Annotated in this window: 19 protein-coding genes; 6 read left to right on the forward strand and 13 right to left on the reverse strand. The window is 66.6% G+C overall.

What is annotated here, in order from left to right:
• The first annotated feature begins 211 nt into the window (after positions 1 to 211).
• Positions 212 to 1,126, forward strand: a complete 915-nt coding sequence (locus P8934_RS10890) for a sensor domain-containing diguanylate cyclase (RefSeq protein WP_278031046.1) — start codon at positions 212 to 214, stop codon at positions 1,124 to 1,126.
• On the opposite strand, the gene P8934_RS10895 is transcribed toward P8934_RS10890, so the two are convergent.
• Positions 1,123 to 1,779: a dienelactone hydrolase family protein gene (locus tag P8934_RS10895; protein ID WP_278031047.1), complete on the reverse strand. Its 657-nt coding sequence runs from the start codon at positions 1,777 to 1,779 to the stop codon at positions 1,123 to 1,125. The two genes, P8934_RS10890 and P8934_RS10895, sit on opposite strands and share 4 nt — an antisense overlap.
• A gap of 147 nt (positions 1,780 to 1,926) precedes the next feature.
• Between P8934_RS10895 and P8934_RS10900 the strand changes: the two genes are divergently transcribed.
• Positions 1,927 to 3,888, forward strand: a complete 1,962-nt coding sequence (locus P8934_RS10900; RefSeq protein ID WP_278031048.1) for an ATP-dependent DNA helicase RecQ — start codon at positions 1,927 to 1,929, stop codon at positions 3,886 to 3,888.
• Positions 3,889 to 3,893: 5 nt separating this feature from the next.
• Here the strand turns inward: P8934_RS10900 and P8934_RS10905 are convergent, their stop codons facing one another.
• Entirely contained in the window at positions 3,894 to 4,523 is a 630-nt protein-coding gene (locus tag P8934_RS10905) for a hypothetical protein (RefSeq protein WP_278031049.1), read from the reverse strand.
• Positions 4,523 to 6,082: a sigma-54-dependent transcriptional regulator gene (locus P8934_RS10910; RefSeq protein WP_278031050.1), complete on the reverse strand. Its 1,560-nt coding sequence runs from the start codon at positions 6,080 to 6,082 to the stop codon at positions 4,523 to 4,525. The genes P8934_RS10905 and P8934_RS10910 overlap by 1 nt, the downstream gene beginning before the upstream one ends.
• Before the next feature lie 280 nt (positions 6,083 to 6,362).
• Between P8934_RS10910 and phhA the strand changes: the two genes are divergently transcribed.
• From phhA to P8934_RS10925, 3 genes are all read left to right on the forward strand, one after another.
• On the forward strand, positions 6,363 to 7,208 hold the full coding sequence (gene phhA / locus P8934_RS10915; protein ID WP_278031051.1) for a phenylalanine 4-monooxygenase: 846 nt from the start codon (positions 6,363 to 6,365) through the stop codon (positions 7,206 to 7,208).
• Between the two features lie 92 nt (positions 7,209 to 7,300).
• Complete coding sequence (locus P8934_RS10920) at positions 7,301 to 7,639, forward strand: 4a-hydroxytetrahydrobiopterin dehydratase (protein ID WP_278031052.1); 339 nt, start codon at positions 7,301 to 7,303, stop codon at positions 7,637 to 7,639.
• Positions 7,640 to 8,827, forward strand: coding sequence for an amino acid aminotransferase (locus P8934_RS10925; protein WP_278031053.1), 1,188 nt, complete (start codon positions 7,640 to 7,642; stop codon positions 8,825 to 8,827). It begins immediately after the preceding gene.
• A gap of 126 nt (positions 8,828 to 8,953) precedes the next feature.
• Here P8934_RS10925 and P8934_RS10930 read toward each other — a convergent pair whose 3' ends face one another.
• The 3 genes from P8934_RS10930 to P8934_RS10940 all read right to left on the reverse strand — a co-directional run bounded on the left by P8934_RS10930 (position 8,954) and on the right by P8934_RS10940 (position 13,624).
• Positions 8,954 to 10,213 (reverse strand): D-amino acid dehydrogenase, encoded by a 1,260-nt coding sequence (locus P8934_RS10930; protein WP_278031054.1) that lies wholly within the window; start codon positions 10,211 to 10,213, stop codon positions 8,954 to 8,956.
• Positions 10,214 to 10,392: 179 nt separating this feature from the next.
• Positions 10,393 to 11,679, reverse strand: coding sequence for an MATE family efflux transporter (locus P8934_RS10935; protein ID WP_278034027.1), 1,287 nt, complete (start codon positions 11,677 to 11,679; stop codon positions 10,393 to 10,395).
• Between the two features lie 118 nt (positions 11,680 to 11,797).
• Entirely contained in the window at positions 11,798 to 13,624 is a 1,827-nt protein-coding gene (locus P8934_RS10940; RefSeq protein WP_278031055.1) for a GGDEF domain-containing phosphodiesterase, read from the reverse strand.
• Between the two features lie 295 nt (positions 13,625 to 13,919).
• On the opposite strand from P8934_RS10940, the gene P8934_RS10945 reads away from it, so the two are divergent.
• Positions 13,920 to 14,714 carry a 2OG-Fe dioxygenase family protein gene (locus tag P8934_RS10945; protein ID WP_278031056.1) on the forward strand — a complete coding sequence of 265 codons (795 nt, stop codon included), beginning with the start codon at positions 13,920 to 13,922 and terminating at the stop codon, positions 14,712 to 14,714.
• 299 nt (positions 14,715 to 15,013) lie between these two features.
• Here P8934_RS10945 and P8934_RS10950 read toward each other — a convergent pair whose 3' ends face one another.
• The 7 genes from P8934_RS10950 to P8934_RS10980 form a co-directional block, all read right to left on the reverse strand.
• On the reverse strand, positions 15,014 to 15,598 hold the full coding sequence (locus P8934_RS10950; protein WP_278031057.1) for a YceI family protein: 585 nt from the start codon (positions 15,596 to 15,598) through the stop codon (positions 15,014 to 15,016).
• 43 nt (positions 15,599 to 15,641) lie between these two features.
• Positions 15,642 to 16,196, reverse strand: a complete 555-nt coding sequence (locus P8934_RS10955) for a cytochrome b (RefSeq protein ID WP_278031058.1) — start codon at positions 16,194 to 16,196, stop codon at positions 15,642 to 15,644.
• Between the two features lie 166 nt (positions 16,197 to 16,362).
• Entirely contained in the window at positions 16,363 to 17,052 is a 690-nt protein-coding gene (locus P8934_RS10960; RefSeq protein ID WP_278031059.1) for a type 1 glutamine amidotransferase domain-containing protein, read from the reverse strand.
• Between the two features lie 260 nt (positions 17,053 to 17,312).
• Positions 17,313 to 18,509 (reverse strand): O-succinylhomoserine sulfhydrylase, encoded by a 1,197-nt coding sequence (locus P8934_RS10965; protein ID WP_278034028.1) that lies wholly within the window; start codon positions 18,507 to 18,509, stop codon positions 17,313 to 17,315.
• A gap of 10 nt (positions 18,510 to 18,519) precedes the next feature.
• Positions 18,520 to 20,043 (reverse strand): amidophosphoribosyltransferase, encoded by a 1,524-nt coding sequence (purF, locus tag P8934_RS10970; protein ID WP_278031060.1) that lies wholly within the window; start codon positions 20,041 to 20,043, stop codon positions 18,520 to 18,522.
• 80 nt (positions 20,044 to 20,123) lie between these two features.
• Positions 20,124 to 20,717, reverse strand: a complete 594-nt coding sequence (locus P8934_RS10975; protein ID WP_278031061.1) for a CvpA family protein — start codon at positions 20,715 to 20,717, stop codon at positions 20,124 to 20,126.
• 2 nt (positions 20,718 to 20,719) lie between these two features.
• On the reverse strand, positions 20,720 to 21,400 hold the full coding sequence (locus P8934_RS10980) for an SPOR domain-containing protein (protein ID WP_278031062.1): 681 nt from the start codon (positions 21,398 to 21,400) through the stop codon (positions 20,720 to 20,722).
• Positions 21,401 to 21,408 lie beyond the last annotated feature (8 nt).

A 21,408-nucleotide genomic window follows, 5' to 3' on the forward strand; every position in this document is an offset into this window, starting at 1 on the left:
ACAAATTGTCCCCTTTCTTGACCCAGGTCATTAGCTGAGCGACTTGTAGGCAATCTCTTACACCGTAGGGAGGATGCCGCCAGCCCCCTGCCGGCGTATCATAATGTGCTTGTTCAAGAGGCGCCCAGCGTCCACCACCTGCCATCGCCAAGCGGCAGGACAATAACCAAGAACGACCCCCTGTCCGCAAGCAGGGACAAAGGACACCCGCATGCCCTCCAACGACGTCATGCCGGGTGGGGAAAGGCCGCAGCCGGACTGGATCCTCGAGTTGACCGAGCAGTTGCCCGGAGTGATCTTCCAGCTGCACCGGGCCCCCGACGGCCGGATGCACTTCCCCTACCTGGCCGGCAGCGGTACCCAACTGACCGGAATCGACCGAGGTGACCTGGCGCAGAATGCCCTGCCGGCCCTCGAGCGCCTGACCGAAACGGACTATCCACGCCTGATGGCCGCCATCGAGCGATCCGCCCGCTGGCAGAGCCCCATCACCACCAAGTTCCGGCTGCGGATGGCCGATGACCGCCTGAGCTGGATTGCCCTGCGCGCCCAGCCGCGCAAGGTCGATACCGGGGTGCTCTGGTACGGCATGATGATCGACATCAGCGAACAGATGGCCGAGGAGCAGCGCCTGCGCCGGCTGTCCGACACCGACGACCTGACCGGCGTGGCCAATCGCCGCAAGCTGATGCAGCGCCTCGACGAGGAGATCTCGTTGAGCAACCGGCATGCCTTGCCGCTCTCGCTGATGATGCTCGACCTCGACCACTTCAAGTCGATCAACGACACCTGGGGGCACCTCCAGGGCGACCAGGTACTGAGAGACCTCGCCCGGCTCTGTCGGGAGATGCTGCGCGAGGAGGACCTGGTGGCCCGGCTGGGGGGCGAGGAGTTCGCCCTGCTGCTGCCCCTGACCCCCGAGTTTCACGGCCGACAGCTGGCGGAACGCCTATGCGAGCGGATCGCCGACCATGACTTCGGAATCGGTCCAGGACGCATCACCGTCAGCATCGGCATCGCCGAGCACCGCATCGGTGACTCCCGCGAGACCCTGATCCACCGTGCCGACGACAGCCTCTATGCGGCCAAGCACGGGGGGCGCAACCAGGTCATGGTCGGAGTCTAGGCTTGGCCGAGATGGCCAAGGAACCAGCGCGCGGCATGGGCCTCGACCTTCTCGAGGGTGCCGGGTTCCTCGAAGAGATGGGTGGCGCCCGGCACGATCAGCAGTTCACGCGGGCAGCTCATGCGTGCCATGGCCTGCTCGTTCAGTTCGATCACCTGGGTATCCCATCCACCGACCAGCATCAGGGTCGGCGCCTTCACGCGAGGCAGCGCCTCGCCGGCGAGGTCGGGCCGCCCACCCCGTGAGACCACGGCTTGCACCAGCGCCGGCTGCTCGGCGGCGGCGATCAGGGCCGCCGCCGCCCCCGTGCTGGCCCCGAACAGGCCGATCTCCCATGCCCGTGTCTCGGGCGATTCGGCCACCCAGGCCACGGCCCCGCTCATTCGTGCGCCGATCAGGGGAATGTCGAAGCGTAGCGCCCGGGTGCGCTCATCGATCAGGCTCTCGTCGGCCGTCAGCAGGTCGAACAGCAGGGTCGCCAGCCCCTGCTCGGCCAGGTGGCGCGCCACCCGGCGGTTGCGAACGCTGAAGCGGCTGCTGCCGCTGCCGTGGGCGAATACCACGATGCCGGCCGGGTGTTCGGGACGCAGCAGGTCGCCTTCGAGGGTGACGCCGCAGGTCTCGATCTCGAGATGACGCTCGGTGATGGACATGATGCCCTCCCTGCCCCGGCAGATGATGGTAACGGGCGTATTGAAAGTGTAGTGATAGCGGGCGCCATTGGCGCGGACGAGGGCCGACGGGCACGTTATACTGGACATATTCCCAGTAACACTCCGACATCACGGCAGGAGCTGCCAATGATCCAGCAGACGCTCCAGGAGGTCTTCGGCTATGACGACTTCCGCCCCGGCCAGCGGCCGGTCATAGAGGCCATCGTGGCCGGCCGCTCGGCGGCGGCGATCTTCCCCACCGGTTCCGGCAAGTCGCTCTGCTACCAGCTGCCGGCCCTGCACCTCCCCCACCTGACCCTGGTGATCTCGCCACTGCTGGCCCTGATGCAGGACCAGCTGGCCTTCCTCGGCCGGCATGGCATCCCCGCCGCCAGTCTCGATTCGGGCCAGAGCCGTGAGGAAGCGGCGGCGGTCATGGAAGGGGTAAAGCGCGGCGAGATCCGTATCCTGATGGTCTCGGTGGAGCGCCTCAAGAACGAGCGGTTCCGAGCCTTCATCCGCCGGGTGCCGATCTCCTTGATGGTGGTGGACGAGGCCCACTGCATCTCAGAGTGGGGCCACAACTTCCGCCCGGACTATCTCAAGCTGCCGGACTACCGTCGCGACTTTGCCATCCCGCAGGTGCTGCTGCTCACCGCCACGGCCACCCCGCGGGTGATCGACGACATGCGGTCGCGCTTCGACATCGCCCCGGAAGACGTCACCGGCACCGGCTTCTACCGCGCCAACCTCGACCTCCAGGTGACGCCCGTCCCCGCCGCCGAGCGCCCCCGCCGGCTGGTCGAGTGGCTGCGCCCGCGGTTCGAGCCGGGGCCGCCCGAGTCGACCATCGTCTACGTCACCCTGCAGCAGACGGCGGAACGGCTGGCCGCCTACCTGGCGAAGGCGGGCCTGCCGGCCACTGCCTACCACGCCGGGCTTGACGGCGAGCGTCGCGAGGCGATCCAGCGGGAGTTCATGGCCGGCCACACGCCCTGCATCGTTGCCACCATCGCCTTCGGCATGGGCATCGACAAGGCCGATATCCGCAACGTGGTGCACTTCGACCTGCCGAAGTCCATCGAGAACTACAGCCAGGAGATCGGCCGTGCCGGTCGCGACGGCCTGCCCTCCCGCTGCCTGATGCTGGCCGGCCGCGACCATATCGAGGTACTGGAGAACTTCGTCTACGGCGACACCCCCGAGCATCACGGCATTCGCCGGGTGATCGACGACCTGCGCGGCGCCGGCAGCCAGTGGGAACTGATGCTCAACACCCTGTCGCGGCACAGCAATATCCGCCCCCTGCCGCTCAAGACCCTGCTGGTGCAGCTCGAGCTACGAGGCCTCATCACGCCTCGCTACAGCTATTTCGCCGACTACCGCTTCCGGCTGGAGGGTGAGCCGGAGGCGCTGCTCGAGCGTTTCCAGGGCGAGCGACGGGCCTTCGTCCAGGCGATCCTGGACGCCTCCTCCCGCGCCCGTACCTGGTACAGCCTGGACTTCGCCGCCCTGGAGGCCCTCGGGGCCGAGCGCGGCCTGGATACCCGCCGAAGCCGAGTGATCACCGCCCTGGACTACTTCGTCGAGAAGGGCTGGATGGTGCTGGAGAGCAAGCAGATGACCGAGGTCTATGAAGTGCTCTCGACCGAGATCGACCCGGTGTCGCTGACCGATGAGCTCTTCGGCTACTTTCGCGACAAGGAGCGCGCCGAGATCGACCGCCTGCATGCCATGCTCGCGCTGTTCGAGAGTGACCGCTGCCTGAGCCGGCGACTCGCCGACTGGTTCGGCGATGCCCGCGCCCCCGAGCACTGCGGCCACTGTTCTGCCTGCCGAGGGCAGGTGGCACGACTCCCGGTGGCCGCGCCGACACGGCCGCTGTCGTCACGGGAGATCGCGCCCCTGTGCGGCCCCTTCCTCGAGCGGCTGGCGCAAGCCGGCGAGGGCCACCCAGCCACGGCGGACCTGTTGACACGCTTCCTGTGCGGGATCACCACGCCGCTGTTCACCCCCATGAAGGCACGCAAGCTGGAAGGGTTCGCCGCCCTGGAGGACTACCCCTATGCCGAGGTTCGCCAGCGCGTCGCCGAGCACCTCGCCGGCTGAGGGGATCAGCCGCGACGGCGGCGCGAGAGCAGCAGGGTCAGCCAATGCACCGGCAGGTAGACCAGCAGCGGCCAGAACAGCATCAGCCCGGCGAGGTAGAGCCACGGGTCCATCACCGACTGGGCCTGACCGAAGGGTCCCTCGACCCAGTTGATGTTGCGCTCTGCCTCGGTGAAGAGATAGCTGGCAGGGATCACCAGCCAGGTGAGCATGCTTTGCCACACCAGCGCCCGACGATCATAGCCGATCCGCCAGATCGCGAATCCCGCCACTAGCGGCAGGATCAGGTGGTAGAGCGACATCGCCCGTGTCAGCGGGGGGTGTTCGGGGTCGAACATGTACTCGGTCCCGCCGATGGGGTGCCAGCCGGTCAGCCAGGCGGTGCCGACGTCGATTGCCCAGAAGGTGCCCACCAGGGCCACCGCCAGCCACTGCATGGAGACCAGCCGCCGGCTCTCGCGCCAGAGTCCCGCCAGGAGCAGGAAGTTCGCCAGGTTGCACAGCCAGAAGTAGTTCTGGGGACCTAGCAGCACCCAGTAGGTCGGCGCCCAGGCGACGACCCAGAGGCTGAAGACCAGCTTGAGCCACAGGGGCACCCCCCGAGAGGGCAAGGAGTTGGCGATCAGACGGCGCATCACTCTTCCCCGCCGATCCCGTAGCGTCTGAGCTTGTTGGCGATAGTGGTATGGGAGACCCCGAGACGCCTGGCCAGCTGCCGGCTGGAGGGGTGCCGCGGATAGAGCGCCTCGAGCACCCGGCGCTCCACCTCGCCGAGGATGCCGGCGAGGGAACCCTCGAGGTCGATGCCCGCCAGGCCTGTCGAATCCCCGACATCGGGCAGGCGCAGGTGGTCGGGCTCGATGGTCTCGCCCTCGCACAGCGAGACCGCCTGGAAGAGCACGTTCTCGAGCTGTCGGACATTGCCGGGCCAGTGGTAGGCAGCGAGCCTCGCCAGCGCCGTCGGCGAGAGCGCCGGCAGGCGGCAGCCGATCTGGCGGGCCGCCCGGTCGATGAAGTGCATCGAGAGCGCCTCGATGCCATCCCGGCACTCACGCAGTGGCGGCACCTGAAGCGACAACACGTTGAGACGGTGATAGAGGTCGTGGCGAAACAACCCCTCGGCACAGAGCGCTGGGAGGTCCTGCTGGGTGGCACAGATCACCCGCACGTCGAGCCAGGTCTCCTCGTCGCTGCCCACCCGTCGGAAGCCCCCATCCTGCAGGAAGCGCAGCAGCTTGACCTGCAGCCGCGGACTCATCTCGCCCACCTCGTCGAGGAAGATGGTGCCCCCTGCCGTCAGCTCCAGCAGGCCCAGCTTGCCCTCGGGCCGCGCGCCCTCGAAGGCACCGGGGGCATAGCCGAACAGCTCGGTCTCGGCCATGGACTCGGGCAGGCCGGCACAGTTGAGGGCCATGAAGGGCGCCTGGCCGCGCGCACTGGCCAGGTGGCAGGCCCGGGCCAGCAGCTCCTTGCCGGTGCCGGTCTCGCCCTGGATCAGCAGGGGCGCATCCAGTGGCGCCATCCGCCGCGCCTCGCGGATCAACGCCTGCAGTCTCGGGCTCGCCTGGAAGATCGCCTCGAAGCCGCGGAGCTCCTGGCGCTGCACCTGGTAGATGCGCTCCCCGATGCGATCGGCCCGGTGAAGCGTCACCACGGCCCCGGCCAGCGAGGCCACGTCGTCCTGGTGCTCCCGGTGCAGGGGCGCGATGTCGGCCAGGAAGGTGGTCTCGCGTAGCTTGATGCGCAGGCCATTGACCCGCGCATTGTTGCGCCGGATCAGCGCCGGCAGGTCCAGCTCCGGGAGATGGCGGTCCAGCGAGAGCCCGGGCACCTCGTCGATGCGCACGCCGAGCAGCTGCCCCGCGGCCCGGTTGGCGGCCACGATGTGTCCCTCCATGTCGATGGACATCACCGGGTCGGAGAGCGACGAGAGCAGCGCATCCAGCTCCAGGTGGCGCCGCTCGCTGGGCATCAGGTTGACCTGGCGCACCCCGAACACCCCCGGGACCGCTTCGAGCTCCGGCCTGAGGGTGGCGAGCTGCGCATGCAGCAGGTTCGGCACATGCAGGTAGATTGCATTGCCGTGCTCGCCACCGACCTCGCCGCGAGCCACGTTGAGGCCGTAGTCGGAGAAATGGGCGACGATGTCGCGCAGGATGCCGATCCGGTTCTGGCAGTGAAACCTCAGTCGCATCGGGCAAGGTTCTCTCGTGGCGGTATTGAAAGTCGTCACAACAATGTGACTCAAGTGTCAAGATAACGTGACACTCGTGCCCTCTCAATCCGCGCCAGCACGCATCTTGCTCCCTGGGTCTAGGCTGACGGAAACAATCGTCACGATTTCTTTACAGCATGACGTCTCTCGACTGCCTGACGCAGGTGGCAAGGCGCCTCGATCGCCGTCCCGTCACGCCTAGACTCGAGGGGATTCCGCACGGCCGACAACAACCCACAAGCGATGCCACGGAGAGCCCATGACGACGTCAACATCACGCCTGAGTGAACTGAGCGAGTTCGCCAGCAAGACCGGCTACCGCGCGCGACTCCCCGACGAGCGGGGGCATATTGCCTACAGCGACACCGAGCATGCCACCTGGCAGGCCCTGATGCAGCGCCAGCTGGGCATGATCGAGGGGCGCGTCTGCCAGCAGTACCTCGACGGCCTGGAGCGCCTGGCCCTGCCCGAGTCGCGCATTCCCCAGCTCGGCGAGGTGGACCGGGTCCTGCAGGCCGCCACCGGCTGGCAGACGGCCCAGGTGCCGGCGCTGATCCCCTTCGACACCTTCTTCGACCTGCTCGCCAACCGACGCTTCCCGGTGGCCACCTTCATCCGCACCCCGGAGGAGATGGACTACCTGAAGGAGCCGGACATCTTCCACGAGATCTTCGGCCACTGCCCGATGCTCACCGACCCCTCGTTCGCCGAGTTCACCGCCACCTATGGCCGCCTGGGCAAGGCCGCCACGCCCAAGGAGCGGGTCTACCTGGCGCGGCTGTACTGGATGACCGTGGAGTTTGGCCTGGTTGAAACACCAGCCGGCCGGCGCATCTACGGCGGTGGCATCATCTCCTCGCCCAAGGAGACCCTGCACTCGCTCTCCGACGTGCCGGTTCATCGCCCCTTCGATCCCGTGGATGCCCTGCGCACCCCCTACCGCATCGACATCCTCCAGCCGCTCTACTACGTGCTTGACGATCTCACCACCCTGCACGACCTTTCCCGGCAGAACATCATGGGCATGGTGCACCGCGCCATGGAGCTTGGCCTGTTCGAGCCCCGCTTCGAGCCAGCCTCGAGCAGCGCCAGGGCCAGTGCCTGACCCCACGGACGACCAACGGCAAGCACAGTTGACGGGAACGCGAGACGCCCCGATGCCCCAACGACGACCCATCGAAACGACAAGGAGATACCATGAGCCAGCTTTCCGAACAGCAGTGCGAGGCCTGCAGCTGGGACGCCCCCCACGTCACCGAGGCCGAGATCGAACAGTACAAGGCCGAGATCCCCGAGTGGCAGATCATCGAGCGCGATGGCATCATGAAGCTGGAGCGGGTCTTCAAGTTCCGCAACTTCAAGCAGGCCCTCGACTTCACCAACCGCGTCGGCGAGATCGCCGAGGAAGCCGGGCACCATCCGGCCCTGCTGACCGAATGGGGCAAGGTCACCGTGACCTGGTGGTCGCACGAGATGAAGGGCCTGCACAGGAACGATTTCATTCTTGCCGCCAGAACCGACGAGGTAGCGAAATAAATGTTCGAGAAAATTGAGCGGGTTCCCGGGGACGCCATCCTCGGTCTGATCGAGGCCTTCAAGAAGGATACCAACCCTCAGAAGGTCGATCTCGGCGTCGGCGTCTACAAGGACGCCCAGGGCAACACTCCGGTGATGCGCGCCGTCAAGGAAGCCGAGGCCCTGCTGCTCAAGAACGAGACCACCAAGACCTACATCGGCTCGCATGGTGCGCCGGCGTATGGTGAGGTGATCCTGCCCATGGTGCTGGGTGAGGGATCGCCGGTGCTGGAGGCCAAGCGCGCCAGCGCCACCCAGTCTCCCGGCGGTACCGGCGCCCTGCGCCTGGCGGCCGACTTCATCGCCCACCAGCTGCCCGGCAAGGACATCTGGGTCTCCGACCCGACCTGGCCGAACCACCTGGGTATCTTCCCGGCCGCCGGCCTGACGCTGCACAAGTACCCCTACGTGGACGCCGACAACCGTCTCGACTTCGACGGCATGCTGGCGGCGCTCAAGCAAATCCCCGAGGGTGACGTGGTGCTGCTGCACGCCTGCTGCCACAATCCCACCGGCTTCGACCTCTCCCGCGACCAGTGGCAACAGGTGCTGGATGTCGTCCGCGAGCGCAACCTGCTGCCGCTGATCGACTTCGCCTACCAGGGCTTCGGCGAGGGCCTGGACGAGGATGCCTACGGGGTTCGGCTGATGGCCGAGAACCTCGAAGAGGTCATCATCACCAGCTCCTGCTCCAAGAACTTCGGCATCTACTGCGAGCGCACCGGCTGCCTGATCATGGTGGCGAAGAACGAGGAGCAGATGGAGAACGTGCGCTCGCAGATCGCCATCGTGGCCCGCGAGAACTACTCCAACCCGCCGGCCCACGGCGGCGCCATCGTCAGCGAGATCCTCCACTCCGCGGAGCTCGCCGCCATCTGGCGCGAGGAGCTCACCGAGATGCGCGATCGCATCAACACCCTGCGTCGCGACTTCGTCGAGGCCCTCAAGCCCTATGGCCTGGACCAGAAGTATGCCTGCGTGGCGGAGCAGCGCGGCATGTTCTCCTATACCGGCCTGACGGCCGAGCAGGTCGACCGCCTGCGCGATGAGTTCGGCATCTACATGGTGCGCTCGGGCCGCGCCAACGTGGCCGGCTTCTCCCACGAGAACCTGCCCTACCTGGCCAAGGCGATCGCCGCGGTCAACTGATCGCCAGCGCACCCGGGACCATCACGAAGCGATCCCGCCGGTTTCCCGGCGGGATCGCTTCGTTTGCCAGTGGCTCGGCACGGATTCCCTGGCTCCTGACGCTTCGCCGCGCTCCCCTTGCCCGCCTCAGGCCACGTAGCGGGAGACGTCCAGCCCGCTGGGGTCGATGGCCGGTGCGCGGCCGTCGATCAGGTCGGCCAGCAGCTGGCCACTGCCGCAGCTCATGGTCCAGCCCAGGGTACCGTGCCCCGTGTTGAGCCACAGGTTGTCGACCCGGGTGGCGCCGATGATCGGCGTGGAGTCGGGGGTCATGGGGCGCAGGCCGGTCCAGAACTCTGCGTTGGCCACGTCGCCCCCCTCCGGGAAGACGTCACGCACCACCATGCCGATGGTGGCGCGCCGCTTCTCCAGCAGGTCGAGGTTGTAGGAGGCCAGCTCCGCGGTACCGCCCACCCGGATGCGATCGTCGAAGCGCGAGATCGCCACCTTGAAGGTCTCGTCCATCACCGTGGACTGGGGCGCGCCGCCGTCATCGGTCACCGGCACAGTCAGGCTGTAGCCCTTGACCGGATAGATCGGCAGCCTGATATCCAGGTCCTTGACCAGGAACGGTGAATAGCTCCCCAGGCAGACCACATAGGCATCGGCGGTCAGCTCCCCGGCGCTGGTCACCACGCCCTCGATGGCACCGGCACTGCGCCTGAGGCGCTGGATCTCGACGTTGAAGCGGAACTCGACGCCCAGCCGTTCGCGGCAGTAGTCCGCGAGGCGGTTGGTGAAGAGGTGGCAATCGCCGGTCTGGTCGTCGGGCAGGTGCAGGCCGCCGACAAACTTGCCCGGCACCCGGGCCAGCGCGGGCTCCACGCCGGCGATCTCGTCGGCGTTGAGCAACTGGTGGCGCACCCCGCACTGCTCGAGCACCCGCATGTCCTTGCCCACCGCCTCCACCTGGCTCTCGTGGCGGAACAGCTGCAGCAGGCCGCGCTGGCGGTCCTCGTAGCGGATGCCGGTCTCGTCGCGCAGGGCATTGATGCAGGCTCGGCTATGCTCGGCCACGCGCACCATGCGCTCCTTGTTGACCATGTAGCGGTCGGCGTTGCAGTTGCCCAGCATCTGCACCATGAAACGCGCCATGGTCGGATCCATCCTGGGCTGGATCTTGAGCGGGGCGTGTTCCTGGAACATCCACTTGACCGCCTTCTGCGGGATGCCGGGCGCCGCCCAGGGCGAGGAGAAGCCGAAGGAGACCTGGCCCGCGTTGCCGTAGCTGGTTTCCAGCGCCGGAGATGGCTGACGGTCCACCACCGTGACCTCGTGCCCCTGGCGGGCCAGGTAATAGGCGCTGGTGACGCCGACGACGCCGCTGCCGAGAATCAGTACCTTCATGGGGGCTCCCCTTCTGCCTTGTGGTTGTAAGCGCCGAGCGCCGAGCGCCGAGCGGCAGTCTAGGGAATTTATTTCAAAAAAAGACACTATATTTCGCACAAAAAATAGTATTTTAGATTGTTTTTATCGTATTTAATGGAAATAAATAACTATAGAAACTCAGTATTCAGAAAGAATCACTATATGGCTTCTGCCGGGCGTCGGCGGGGGCTGGCGAGGATGCGTCGGAGCACCTGCCAGGCCGCCAGTCCCGCCAGCAGGTTGCCGAGTGCCGCGCCCATGGCCAAGCCGAGCAGATCCCCCAGCCAGGCCCCGATCCAGAGACAGGGCAGGTAGAAGACGAACAGCCGGGCAGCCGACATCAGCATCGCACGCAGCGGCCAGCCCAGGGCGTTGCCCGCCGACACCACGATCATGCAGACCCCCAGTGCCGCATAGCTGGGCAGCAGGAAGCGAATCAGGGTCGCCAGGTCATCGCGCACCTCGGGGTTGCCGGAGAGAGCCAGCGCTACCCAGGGAGAGCCCAGGGCCATGAGGATCCCCAGTGACAGCTGCCAGACCACCACCACCCTGAGCGCCAGGCGCATCAGGCGGTGTATCTGGTTCCAGTCCCCGGCGCCGTAGCAGCGCCCGAGCCAGGGCGGCAGCGACATGGTCATGGCCAGCACCACCATCAGCGAGAGGGTCTCCAGGCGGCTGGCCAGCCCCCAGGCCGCCACCTGCCCCTCGCCCAGCGAGGCCACCACCGAGATGGCGAGCATGGCCGCCAGGGGCGGCATCAACTGGCTGATCATGGCCGGGCCGGCGATGCCGGCAAAGGGCACCAGCGAACGGCGCAGTTCCCCGAGCAGCCCCTCGGCCGCCAGCCAGTCCATGTCGCCCAGGCGACGGCCCAGCACCAGCAGGCCGGTGGCGAAGGCGATCGTCGTGGCCCAGGCGGCGCCGGGCAGCCCCAACCCCTGCCAGGGACCGATGCCGAAGATCAGCAGCGGGTCGAGGCACAGGTTGACCAGGCTGGTGATCACCATCATCTTGCCGGGCAGCCAGGTGTCCCCGTGGGCCCGGAACAGGCTGTAGCCGAAATAGAGTACCGCCCCCAGCCAGGCCGCCAGCAGCTGGGGCGCCCAGTAGGCCCGGATCAGCTCGCGGCTGGACGCGTCGGCCCCCAGCAGGGAGAAGACCGGCGCCTGGATGGCCCACAGCAGCACCACCAGCAGGGCAATGGTGACGGTCCCCACCAGCAGCACCAGGCTGCCCAGCCGCCGTGCCCGGGCGGCCTCCCCTGCCCCCAGGGCACGCGAGATCAGCGCCGCGATGGCGATCCCCATACCGACCTGGATGCCGATGACCAGGAAGGACAGCGGGAAGGTGAAGGACTGGGCGGCCAGCGGCGCCGTGCCGAGGCGTGCGATGAAGGCACTATCCACCAGCTGGAAGCCAAGCAGTGCCAGCACGCCGATGGCCATGGGCCAGGTCTGGCGCCACAGGGTGAGGCCAAGGGAGGATCGGGATTCGTCGAGGGAAGTCACAGGGGCTCCGTGGTCGTGCGCAGGGCTGGCATTCTACGCCAAGCGGGCGGCGGACTCAGCCCGAGACCCCCGGATGCCCCGCCACCAGCCCGCCCAGGACGCGCTCCATCTCCAGGGCGGGCATGGGCCGGAAGAAGTAGAACCCCTGGACCAGGTCGCAGCGCATCTCACGGATCAGCGTGAGCTGCTCACGGTTCTCCACGCCTTCGGCCACGACCTCAAGCCCCAGACGATGGCCGATGAAGATCGCGGCCTCCATGATGGCCCGATCCTCGGGCTGGTCCGGGGCATCCCGCACGAAGGTGCGATCGATCTTGAGCGCCGTGACCGGGAAGTGCTTGAGGTAGCTGAGCGACGAGTAGCCGGTGCCGAAATCGTCGATGGCGATGCGAAAGCCCAGGTGATGGAGCCGGCGCAAGCCTTCGAGGATCCTGTCGTCGGCCTCGATCAGCACGTTCTCGGTGAGCTCGAGCCCGATGTGCCGAGGCCCCAGGCCATGGCGCGCCAGGCAGGCCTCGAAGCGCTCGAAGACATCGGGCCGGCTCATCTGCCGGCCGGAGAAGTTGATGTCGATGCGTTCGATGGCCAGGCCGGCATCCCGCCAGAGCGCCCGCTGATGGCAGGCGGCCTCCATGACCCAGTCACCGAGCCGATGGATCAGGTCGGAGCGTTCGGCGAGGGGAATGAACTCGGCCGGCGAGATCGGCGGACCCTCCGCTGGCTGCCAGCGCAGCAGCGCCTCGAGGTTCTCGATGCGACCGCTGACGGCGGAAACCTGAGGCTGGAAGTGCAGCGAGAGCCCGCCGCTGTCCAGGGCCTGCTCCAGCCGGTCGACCAGGCGATGCTGGTGGAGCAGCTCGTCGTGGAGCTGCTGGTCGAAGAACCACACGCTGCCGCGGCCATCCAGCTTGGCCCGGTTCTTGGCCACATCGGCATTGCGGATCAGTGCGCGCGCCGTATCGCCATTGTCCGGATAGAGGCTGACGCCCAGGCAGGCCGTCACCTGGCGCCGCGAACCGTCCATCAGGAAGGGATCACGCAGGACCTGCTGGACCTTGTGGACCAGCTGCGGGAGCACATGCTCACGCTGGAACCCCGGGAAGGCAATCACGAACTCGTCGCTGGAGAGTCGCGACATCATGTCCGAGCCTCGCGTCGCGCGATGCAGCCGCCGGGCCAGCTCGACCAGCAGCCGATCCCCCTGCTCGTAGCCCAGGGCGTCATTGATCTCCACGAAGTGGTCGATGTCCAGATAGACCAGGACCAGCCCGCTGCCCTGTCGGCGACAGTCGGCGATCGCCGCGTCCAGTTGCGACTCGAAGGTCTGGCGATTGGGCAGGTGGGTCAGCGCATCGAAGCGGGTGGCAAAGTCCAGCTCGCGATTCGCCCGCTTCTGGTCCGAGAGGTCCACGTCGACACAGAACATCAGCGGGTCACTGGTATGCTCGCCGAGCATGACATGGTGGGAGAAGACCGGGACCAGCTCCCCGCTCTTGTGCTGGAGCTCGAGCTCATCGGCAGGAATCTCGACCCCTTCCCGCACCCAGGCCCGGTGCGCCTGTACCACCGGTTCGCGCATCGGCGCCGGTATGATCAGCTCTTCCAGCAACCGCCCCTGGGCCTCCTCGGGGGCATAGCCATAGAGCCGGGTGCTGGCCTCGTTCCAGTAGATCACGCGTCGGTCGCGGTCATAGCCCTGGACCGCCACCTTGGGCAGGCTCTCCAGCAGGGCACGAAAGCGCTGCTCGCTCTCCAGGTACTGGCGGCGTACGACCTCGACATCGTCCCGAGCGCTATCATCCCGGGCCTCGGTCCTGCTCGCTCTGACCTGTTGCCACCGACGCGCCAGCCAGTGCCGGAAGCCGGTATCGCGACCGCTCATCAACGTCCTCATCTTCGCCAAACGATGTCAGCCTTCAGTATGTGGCGCAATCGCCCCATCGTGCGACACCGATAACCCCATCCTACCCCTCCCTGTAGGAAATCTCCTACAGGGAGGGCTGGCGATGCCAGGCATTGCCATCCTCCGATTCAACGAAGGATCCAAGCCGACCCGTACGACAAGTCTCGTACATTTTTTGACATTTCGTTGCAAATCTTCTCCTTTTCCTAGGGTTGCTACGACTTTCGGGCAACGCACGGGCAATCACGCCCCAACCTCCAATGGAGAAGATCTCATGAAACTCGATACCCTCAAGTACGGCTTCGATCCCGCCACCATGCCCCTCGACCCGGTCGCCGACTACTGGTCACCGGAGGTCACCGACGCTCTCCAGCACCAGGACTGGGCCAGGACCGAGGTGCGCTCCCGGGTGGATCTCGAGGCCTGGCAGGCGTTTACCGCCGACTTGCCCCGCGACCCCTACGTCAACCGTCGCTGGAAGCGCATGTCCTGGCTGGCCCTGGATGAGCGGGGCGAGGCCTACGATATGGGCCCTTGCCCCATGGCTCAGGGAGGCGCCTTCAATGATGCCGAGAGCATGGCGGACAAGCTGCGCTATTATGAGCCGCTGACCCCGGCGTTCATGGCCCGCCCGGATGTCAAGGCCTTCGTGCGCGCCTGGGCCCGGCTCTGGGACCTGAAAGCCAACGAGCCCATCCTGATGCAGATTACCGGTGTCCGCGGCGAGGGCATGGTCGACCCCCTGCAGGGCCAGGGAATCCATGCCGACGGCTGCAAGGCGCTGAGCATCATGGTGCTGAACCGCCACAATGTCGCCGGAGGCGATAACCACCTCTACGCCGACAAGGCGGGAACCCGGCCCCTGGTCGACACGACCCTCGCCCCCGGGGATATCCTGCACCTGCGCGACGACCGCCTCTTCCATAGCGTGGACAGCATTCACCAGGAAGATAGCGAGGCGCCCTTCGAGCGCTTCATCATCATCATCAACAGCCGCTTCGTGGATGCGTTCCAGAACCGCATGCTGCGTCGGCACTTCCCCGACGCGGTGCTCAACGAGACCCGCTAACCCTAACTGCTAACCCTGTAAAAAAAGCTCATCGCAAATTGGCAAAATGTTGTTCAACAGGAAAGGACGTGGGTCGCCATACTGTGGGAGCGATCTTCAGATCGCGAAAGAAAGCCGAAGGCCTTCCCGACAACAGGCACTCAGCCCAGGGCGCCTATCGGCACAATTCGCGCAATGAATTGCGCTCCCACAAGGGTTCTTCACCTCCTTCACGCTAAGATGCGATGATCCAAAAAGACGCCCCCCGGAGATGCTCCGGGGGGCGTCATGCTGCCTGCGGGTCGAGCCTCAGGGATGCCTTACTGGCGAATGCCCTCGAAGGTCACATAGAGCTCGAGCTCGTGCATGATCTCGGGGAAGTCACTCATGTCGATCCCGTAGTCGGCCAAGGTGAGGGGGGTGGAGCCCTCGAAGCCGGCGCGATAGCCCCCCCACGGGTCCTGGCCCTCCCCGACCAGGGTGACCGGCATCTCGATCTCGTTGGTCTCGCCGTGCAGGGTCAAGTCGCCGGTCAGCACGCCTTCGTTGTCGCCGGTCGGCTCGAAACCGGTGGACGTGAAGGTGGCGGTGGGATACTCGCCAGCATCCAGGAAGTCATCGCTCAGGATATGCTTGTCACGCTCTGCGTGGTTGCTGTTGAGGCTCGCCACCTCGACCTCCACGCTGGCGGAAGACGCCTCCAGGTTCTCGGGGTCGTAGCTGAAGCTGCCCGAGAAATCCTCGAAGCTACCGAGGATGTAGGAGTAGCCCAGGTGGCTGATCTTGAACTGCACGAAGGCGTGCTGGCCGTCGGTGTCGATGACATAGTCGGCGGCCTGGGCCTGGCTGACGCCCGACAGGGCGGCGGCACTCAGGGCGGTGGCGAGGGCGGTCTTCTTGATCATCAGGTGACTCTCCTTGTGGATGGTATCGGGGAGGGATATCGCCTCAGGGGCGACGGGAACGGCGCGGGTCGACCATGCGCAACAGGACATCGTTGCGATCGATCCAATGATGTTTCAGGGCGGCCAGGGTATGCCCCACCGCCAGCAGGATCAGCGCCAGGGCACTGTACCAGTGGACCTGGCCGGCCACGGTGGCCTGCTGGGGCAAGTCGCTGATCAGGGCCGGCACCGTGAAGGCGTCGAACACGCTGATCCCCTTGCCGTCGGCAGTGGAGATCAGGTAGCCGCTGACCATCACCACCAGCATCAGCACATAGAGGCCGATATGGCCGAAATGGGCGGCCAGGCGCTCGAGGCGATGCCCTTTCTCCACCGGCACCGGGCTGGCGATGCGCCATCCCAGGCGAATCAGTGTGGCGAACAGCAGCAGCATGCCCAGGGAGCGATGCCACCAGGGGCCCAAATTGTACCAGCTGTCATAGTAGCCGAGCCCGGTCATCCACCAGCCCAGGACGAAGAGGCCGATGATGGCCAGGGCACTGATCCAGTGCAGCAGGATGCTGACCAGTCCCCAGCCGCTGCGGGTGTTCTTCCACATGTTTCGTTGCCTCGGTCCGCGTCTTGTCGATCCCATGATCCTACCGCAGCGCATCATCGGCATCCGCTGAAAAAAGGCGAATGCAGCATTCGGAAAAACCGCATGCCGCCCGTCAGTGAGTGCATGGCGGGCGGCATGGCAGGCGGGTCCCAGCGGGCGGCCCCTGTCAGTCTCGCTCCGCAAGGACCTCGAGCAGCAGGCGGGCGGTGGAGGCGCTGGAGGCTGGGTTCTGGCCGGTCACCAGCAGCCCATCACGCACCTGGAAGGGAGCGAAGTCATCGTCGCTGCGCTCATAGCGACCGCCCTGCGCCTTGAGGGCATCTTCCAGCAGGTGCGGCACCACCTGGGTCAGCCCCACGGCCTCCTCCTCGCTGTTGGCGAAGCCAGTGACCTTGCGGCCCTTGACCAGCGGCTCGCCCTCGGGCGTGCGGGCCTCGAGCAGCACCGTGGGCGCATGGCAGACCGCCGCCACGGGCCGCTCGGCCGCCAGGAAGCCCTCGATCAGGCGGCGAACATCGGGATCCCCGGTGAGGTCCCAGAGTGGACCATGCCCGCCGGGGAAGAAGACGGCGTCGAAGTCGCTCACCTCGACATCGGCAAGCTTGCGGGTCTCGGCGAGTTGCGCCCTGGCCTCGGCATCCGCCTCGAAGCGACGGGTCTCCTCGGTGAGGGCCTCCTCGGCCTGGGAGTTGGGGTCCACCGGCGGCAGGCCACCCTTGGGCGAGGCCAGCGTGATCTCGGCGCCGGCGTCCTTGAAGACGTAGTAGGGTGCGGCGAACTCCTCGAGCCAGAAGCCGGTCTCGTGGCCGGTGTCACCCATGCGGTCGTGCGACGTCAGTACCATCAGGATCTTCATCGTGGCCCTCCTCGGGCGGCTATGAATGCGTGCCCTGATGAGATGGCGACGAGAAGCAGGAGTTCAAGACACAGGACATTGCAGCTAGTAGCATCGCTCGGGGCTGATCCGCCGGCAGGCCTGCGAGGAGGCGCTGTGAACCCCTCCCTGGGCGCTACCGACGCCATCCATGGCGTAGGACCTCCTCTTCAGCCTGCCCCCGGCGCCCCTCGCTACGATCAACTGCGACAACTCTAATTAGCAGGCGATCGGGTTGAACATCACACCAGGGCGTCGAGACCCCGGGCCAGGTCGGCGCGGATATCTTCCATGGCCTCGAGGCCGACCGCCACGCGGATCAGGCCCTCGGTGATCCCCGCGGCGTCCTTCTGCTCCTCCGAAAGGCGCCCATGGGTGGTGGTGCCGGGATGGGTGATGGTGGTCTTGACGTCCCCCAGGTTGCCGGTGATGGAGAGCATGCGGGTGGCATCGATCACCGACCAGGCCGCCTCGCGCCCCCCCTTCACCTCGAATCCCAGCACGGCCCCATAGCCCTGCTGCTGCTGGCTGGCGAGTTCGTGCTGCGGATGCGTGGCCAGGCCACTGTAGTGGACCCGCGCCACCGCGGGATGCCCCTCCAGCCACTCGGCCAGGACCCGGGCGTTCTCGCAGTGTGCCCGCATGCGCAGGTTGAGGGTCTCCAGGCCCTTGGTGAAGATCCAGGCATTGAAGGGGCTCAGGCAGGGACCGCAGGTGCGCACCACCCCGAACACCTCCTCGAGCTCCTTGTCGCGCCCCACCACGGCACCGCCGATCGCCCTGCCCTGCCCGTCCAGGTACTTGGTGGCGGAATGGATCACCAGGTCGGCGCCCAGGGCGATGGGCTTCTGCAGCGCCGGGGTCAGGAAACAGTTGTCGATGGCCAGCCAGGCGTCATGGCGCCGGGCGATTCTCGCCAGAGCGGCGATGTCCACCACCTCGGAGAGCGGGTTGGAGGGCGTCTCGGCAAACAGCAGCTTCGTCGCAGGCGTGACCGCCGCCTCCCAGGCCTCGAGGTTGGAGAGTTCCACGTAGCGCGTGGTGATGCCGAACTTGCCCAGGTACTTGTCGAACAGGCTGACCGTGGAGCCGAACAGCGACCGCGAGGCCACGATCTCGTCGCCCGACTCCAGCAGGGCCAGCGCCGTGGCCAGGATCGCCGCCATGCCGGAGCTGGTGGCCACGCAGCGCTCGCCCCCCTCCATGGCCGCCAGGCGCTGCTCGAAGGTACGCACCGTGGGATTGGTGAAACGCGAGTAGACGTTGCCCGGTGCCTCGCCGCTGAACTTGGCCGCCGCCTCGGCAGCGCTGCCGTAGACGAAGCTCGAGGTCGGGAAGATCGGCTCGCCATGCTCCTGCTCATGGGTACGCTGGTGACCGGCGCGGATCGCCAGGGTCTCCAGTTCCCACTCCTGCTGCGGTGTCGGGTCCTGCTGCATGACGTGCCCCTCAGTCGTCGATGTCATCTTCCTGGTTGTGCATCCCCACCAGGGCATGGTCGCCGGCGCTACGCTGCTGCTTGGCATCGTCGCTTCGCGAGGCCTCGAGGTCCGACAGGTAGCGCTCGTCGATATCGCCGGTGACGTACTTGCCATCGAACACCGAGCAGTCGAAGGCCTCGAGTTCGGGGTTGACCTCGCGGCAGGCGGCCTTCAGGTCGTCGAGGTCCTGGTAGAAGATCCGGTCGGCGCCGATCAGCTCTCCCACCTCGGCCTCGCTGCGGCCGTGGGCGATCAGTTCGCTGGCCGCGGGCATGTCGATGCCATAGACATTGGGATAGCGCACCGGCGGCGCCGCGGAGGCGAAGTAGACCTTGCGCGCCCCGGCTTCCCGCGCCATCTGGATGATCTGCTTGCAGGTGGTGCCACGCACGATGGAGTCATCCACCAGCAGCACGTTCTTGTCCTTGAACTCGACGCCGATGGCGTTGAGCTTCTGGCGCACCGACTTCTTGCGCTGGGTCTGGCCCGGCATGATGAAGGTCCGCCCGATGTAGCGGTTCTTCATGAAGCCCTCGCGATAGGTCACGCCGAGGTGCTGGGCCAGCTCCAGGGCGGAGGTACGCGAGGTGTCGGGAATCGGGATCACCACATCGATGTCGTGCTCCGGCCACTCGTTCTGGATGCGGTCGCCGAGCTTGCGGCCCATCTGCATCCGGGTGCCGTAGACATAGGCGCCGTCGAGGATCGAGTCGGGGCGTGCCAGGTAGACGTGCTCGAAGATGCAGGAGGCGAGCCGCGGGTGGTCGGCACACTGCTGGGTATGGATGGCACCGGTCATGTCGACGAAGATCGCCTCCCCCGGGGCCAGGTCACGGTGCAGTTCGAAGCCGCCCACATCCAGCGCCACCGACTCGGAGGCGATCATCACCTCCTGACCGTCACCCTCGTCGCGGGTGCCGAATACCACCGGACGGATCCCGTGGGGGTCGCGGAAGGCGACCAGGCCCACGCCGTTGATGATCGCCACCGCGGCGTAGCCGCCCCGGCAGCGACGATGCACGCGGCGCACCGCGTCGAAGATGTCACCGGGCTCCAGGTGCAGGCCCTGCTTGCCCAGCTCGTGGGCAAAGACGTTGAGCAGCACCTCCGAGTCGGAGCTGGTGTTGATATGGCGCAGGTCCGAGGAGAACAGCTCCTGCTTGAGCTGGTCGGAATTGGTCAGGTTGCCGTTGTGGGCCAGGGTGATGCCATAGGGCGAGTTGACGTAGAACGGCTGCGATTCCGCCTCACTGGAGGAACCCGCGGTGGGATAGCGCACGTGGCCGATACCCAGGTTGCCCTTCAGGCGGGCCATGTGACGGGTATGGAAGACGTCCCGCACCAGGCCGTTGCTCTTGCGCAACAGGAACCGGCCGTCGTGCCAGGTCATCATGCCGGCGGCATCCTGTCCGCGATGCTGGAGCACCGTCAGGGCGTCATAGATGCCCTGGTTCACCGCCTGCTTGGCCATCAGGCCCACGATACCGCACATTCCACCTTACCTCGCTTGCCTGGTACTTGCGTTGAAGAGTCGGGAGGGGGCCGTGTCCGGCCCGCTCCGGAATTTACATGTCAGGGAGGCGTCGCCTCGCTGGCGTCGTCCGATGCCGACTCGGGCTGGGTGTCCGACGGCTGCTCCTGACGCGGCAGCGAGAGCTCGCGCAGCGATGCCGGCGTCTCGGGCAGGCGCCCTTCCCAGCCCTCGAGATGACTCACCGCCCAGTCGCGCAGTTGCTCGAAGGTCGGCCGCAGCTCGGCCTCCTGCCAGGCCTGAAGCTGCACCAGCGGCGTCAGGTTGAGCAGGATGGTCGCCAGCACCAGGATCGCCGCCCCCTTGGCCATGCCGAAGGCGGCACCGGTCACCCGGTTCAGGAACCCCATGCCGACCCACTCAACGGCGGCATGGACCATGCGGATGACGATGCCGCAGAGCAGGATCACCGCGAAGATCACCAGCACGAAGGCCAGCACCAGCCGTCCGTCGGGATTGTCGATCACCCCGGAGAGCAGGTCCGCCACCGGCTCGGCCAGCAGCCGCGCGGCCATCAGGGCGATGATCCAGGCAGCCAGCCCCAGTGCCTCGCGAATCAGTCCGCGCAGGAAGCCGGTCAGCCCGGTCACCACCAGCACCGCCACGAAGAGCCAGTCGATCCAGGTCAGCGCCATGCTCAGTTGCCCGCCCGCACCAGCAGGCCCTGGAGATTGGATTCGGCCTTGAGCCTGGCCATCACGTCCTCGCCCTCGCGGGAGGTCGCGTAGGGCCCGACATAGACGGTGGTCAGGCCGTTGTCCCGGGCCCGGCTGTAGACGGGCAGCCCCTGCGCGGCCAGGTTCGACTCGAGGCGCTCGGCATTGGCCGGCTCTCCGAAGCTGCCGACCTGGACAGCCCACTCGCCCTCGGGGGTCGCCTCGGGCGTCTCACGGGCCGCCTGCTCAGCCTGGCCCGAGAGGCGCTCGTCGGCGGCGCGGGCCAGCTCGGCGATGGGATCCTCGCTGGCCTCGTCACGCCCCTCGGCGGTTTCACCGGCGAAGCTCTCGCTGTCCGTCGTCTCTGGGGTGGCCGGTTCGGCGTCGGCCACGGCCTCCACCGCCTGTTCTTCGGCCTCCGGTTCGATCCGCGCTTCCCCGGCACCCGCAGGAGACGACGTCCCGACAGGCGACTGGATCTGCCCGAGGCTTGCCGGCGGCTCCGGGTCGGGCACGTCGCGACGCTCGACCTCCACCGGTTGCTCGATGGTCATCACCGGTTGGGGGCGCTCGCTGCGCGGTGCAGGATCGTCGAACAGCATGGGGACGAAGATCACCGCCAGGGCGATCAGGATCACTGCTCCGCTGAGACGTTCTCGCATTCCGTATT

This window comes from Halomonas sp. CKK8, from assembly GCF_029625235.1.
GTDB lineage: Bacteria > Pseudomonadota > Gammaproteobacteria > Pseudomonadales > Halomonadaceae > Halomonas > Halomonas ventosae.

Coding starts and splice junctions, on each gene's coding strand:
- P8934_RS10890 (WP_278031046.1), top strand. CDS start 212: ATGCCCTCCAACGACGTCATGCCGGGTGGGGAAAGGCCGCAGCCGGAC.
- P8934_RS10895 (WP_278031047.1), bottom strand. CDS start 1,779: ATGTCCATCACCGAGCGTCATCTCGAGATCGAGACCTGCGGCGTCACC.
- P8934_RS10900 (WP_278031048.1), top strand. CDS start 1,927: ATGATCCAGCAGACGCTCCAGGAGGTCTTCGGCTATGACGACTTCCGC.
- P8934_RS10905 (WP_278031049.1), bottom strand. CDS start 4,523: ATGCGCCGTCTGATCGCCAACTCCTTGCCCTCTCGGGGGGTGCCCCTG.
- P8934_RS10910 (WP_278031050.1), bottom strand. CDS start 6,082: ATGCGACTGAGGTTTCACTGCCAGAACCGGATCGGCATCCTGCGCGAC.
- phhA (WP_278031051.1), top strand. CDS start 6,363: ATGACGACGTCAACATCACGCCTGAGTGAACTGAGCGAGTTCGCCAGC.
- P8934_RS10920 (WP_278031052.1), top strand. CDS start 7,301: ATGAGCCAGCTTTCCGAACAGCAGTGCGAGGCCTGCAGCTGGGACGCC.
- P8934_RS10925 (WP_278031053.1), top strand. CDS start 7,640: ATGTTCGAGAAAATTGAGCGGGTTCCCGGGGACGCCATCCTCGGTCTG.
- P8934_RS10930 (WP_278031054.1), bottom strand. CDS start 10,213: ATGAAGGTACTGATTCTCGGCAGCGGCGTCGTCGGCGTCACCAGCGCC.
- P8934_RS10935 (WP_278034027.1), bottom strand. CDS start 11,679: ATGGCCATCGGCGTGCTGGCACTGCTTGGCTTCCAGCTGGTGGATAGT.
- P8934_RS10940 (WP_278031055.1), bottom strand. CDS start 13,624: ATGAGCGGTCGCGATACCGGCTTCCGGCACTGGCTGGCGCGTCGGTGG.
- P8934_RS10945 (WP_278031056.1), top strand. CDS start 13,920: ATGAAACTCGATACCCTCAAGTACGGCTTCGATCCCGCCACCATGCCC.
- P8934_RS10950 (WP_278031057.1), bottom strand. CDS start 15,598: ATGATCAAGAAGACCGCCCTCGCCACCGCCCTGAGTGCCGCCGCCCTG.
- P8934_RS10955 (WP_278031058.1), bottom strand. CDS start 16,196: ATGTGGAAGAACACCCGCAGCGGCTGGGGACTGGTCAGCATCCTGCTG.
- P8934_RS10960 (WP_278031059.1), bottom strand. CDS start 17,052: ATGAAGATCCTGATGGTACTGACGTCGCACGACCGCATGGGTGACACC.
- P8934_RS10965 (WP_278034028.1), bottom strand. CDS start 18,509: ATGCAGCAGGACCCGACACCGCAGCAGGAGTGGGAACTGGAGACCCTG.
- purF (WP_278031060.1), bottom strand. CDS start 20,043: ATGTGCGGTATCGTGGGCCTGATGGCCAAGCAGGCGGTGAACCAGGGC.
- P8934_RS10975 (WP_278031061.1), bottom strand. CDS start 20,717: ATGGCGCTGACCTGGATCGACTGGCTCTTCGTGGCGGTGCTGGTGGTG.
- P8934_RS10980 (WP_278031062.1), bottom strand. CDS start 21,400: ATGCGAGAACGTCTCAGCGGAGCAGTGATCCTGATCGCCCTGGCGGTG.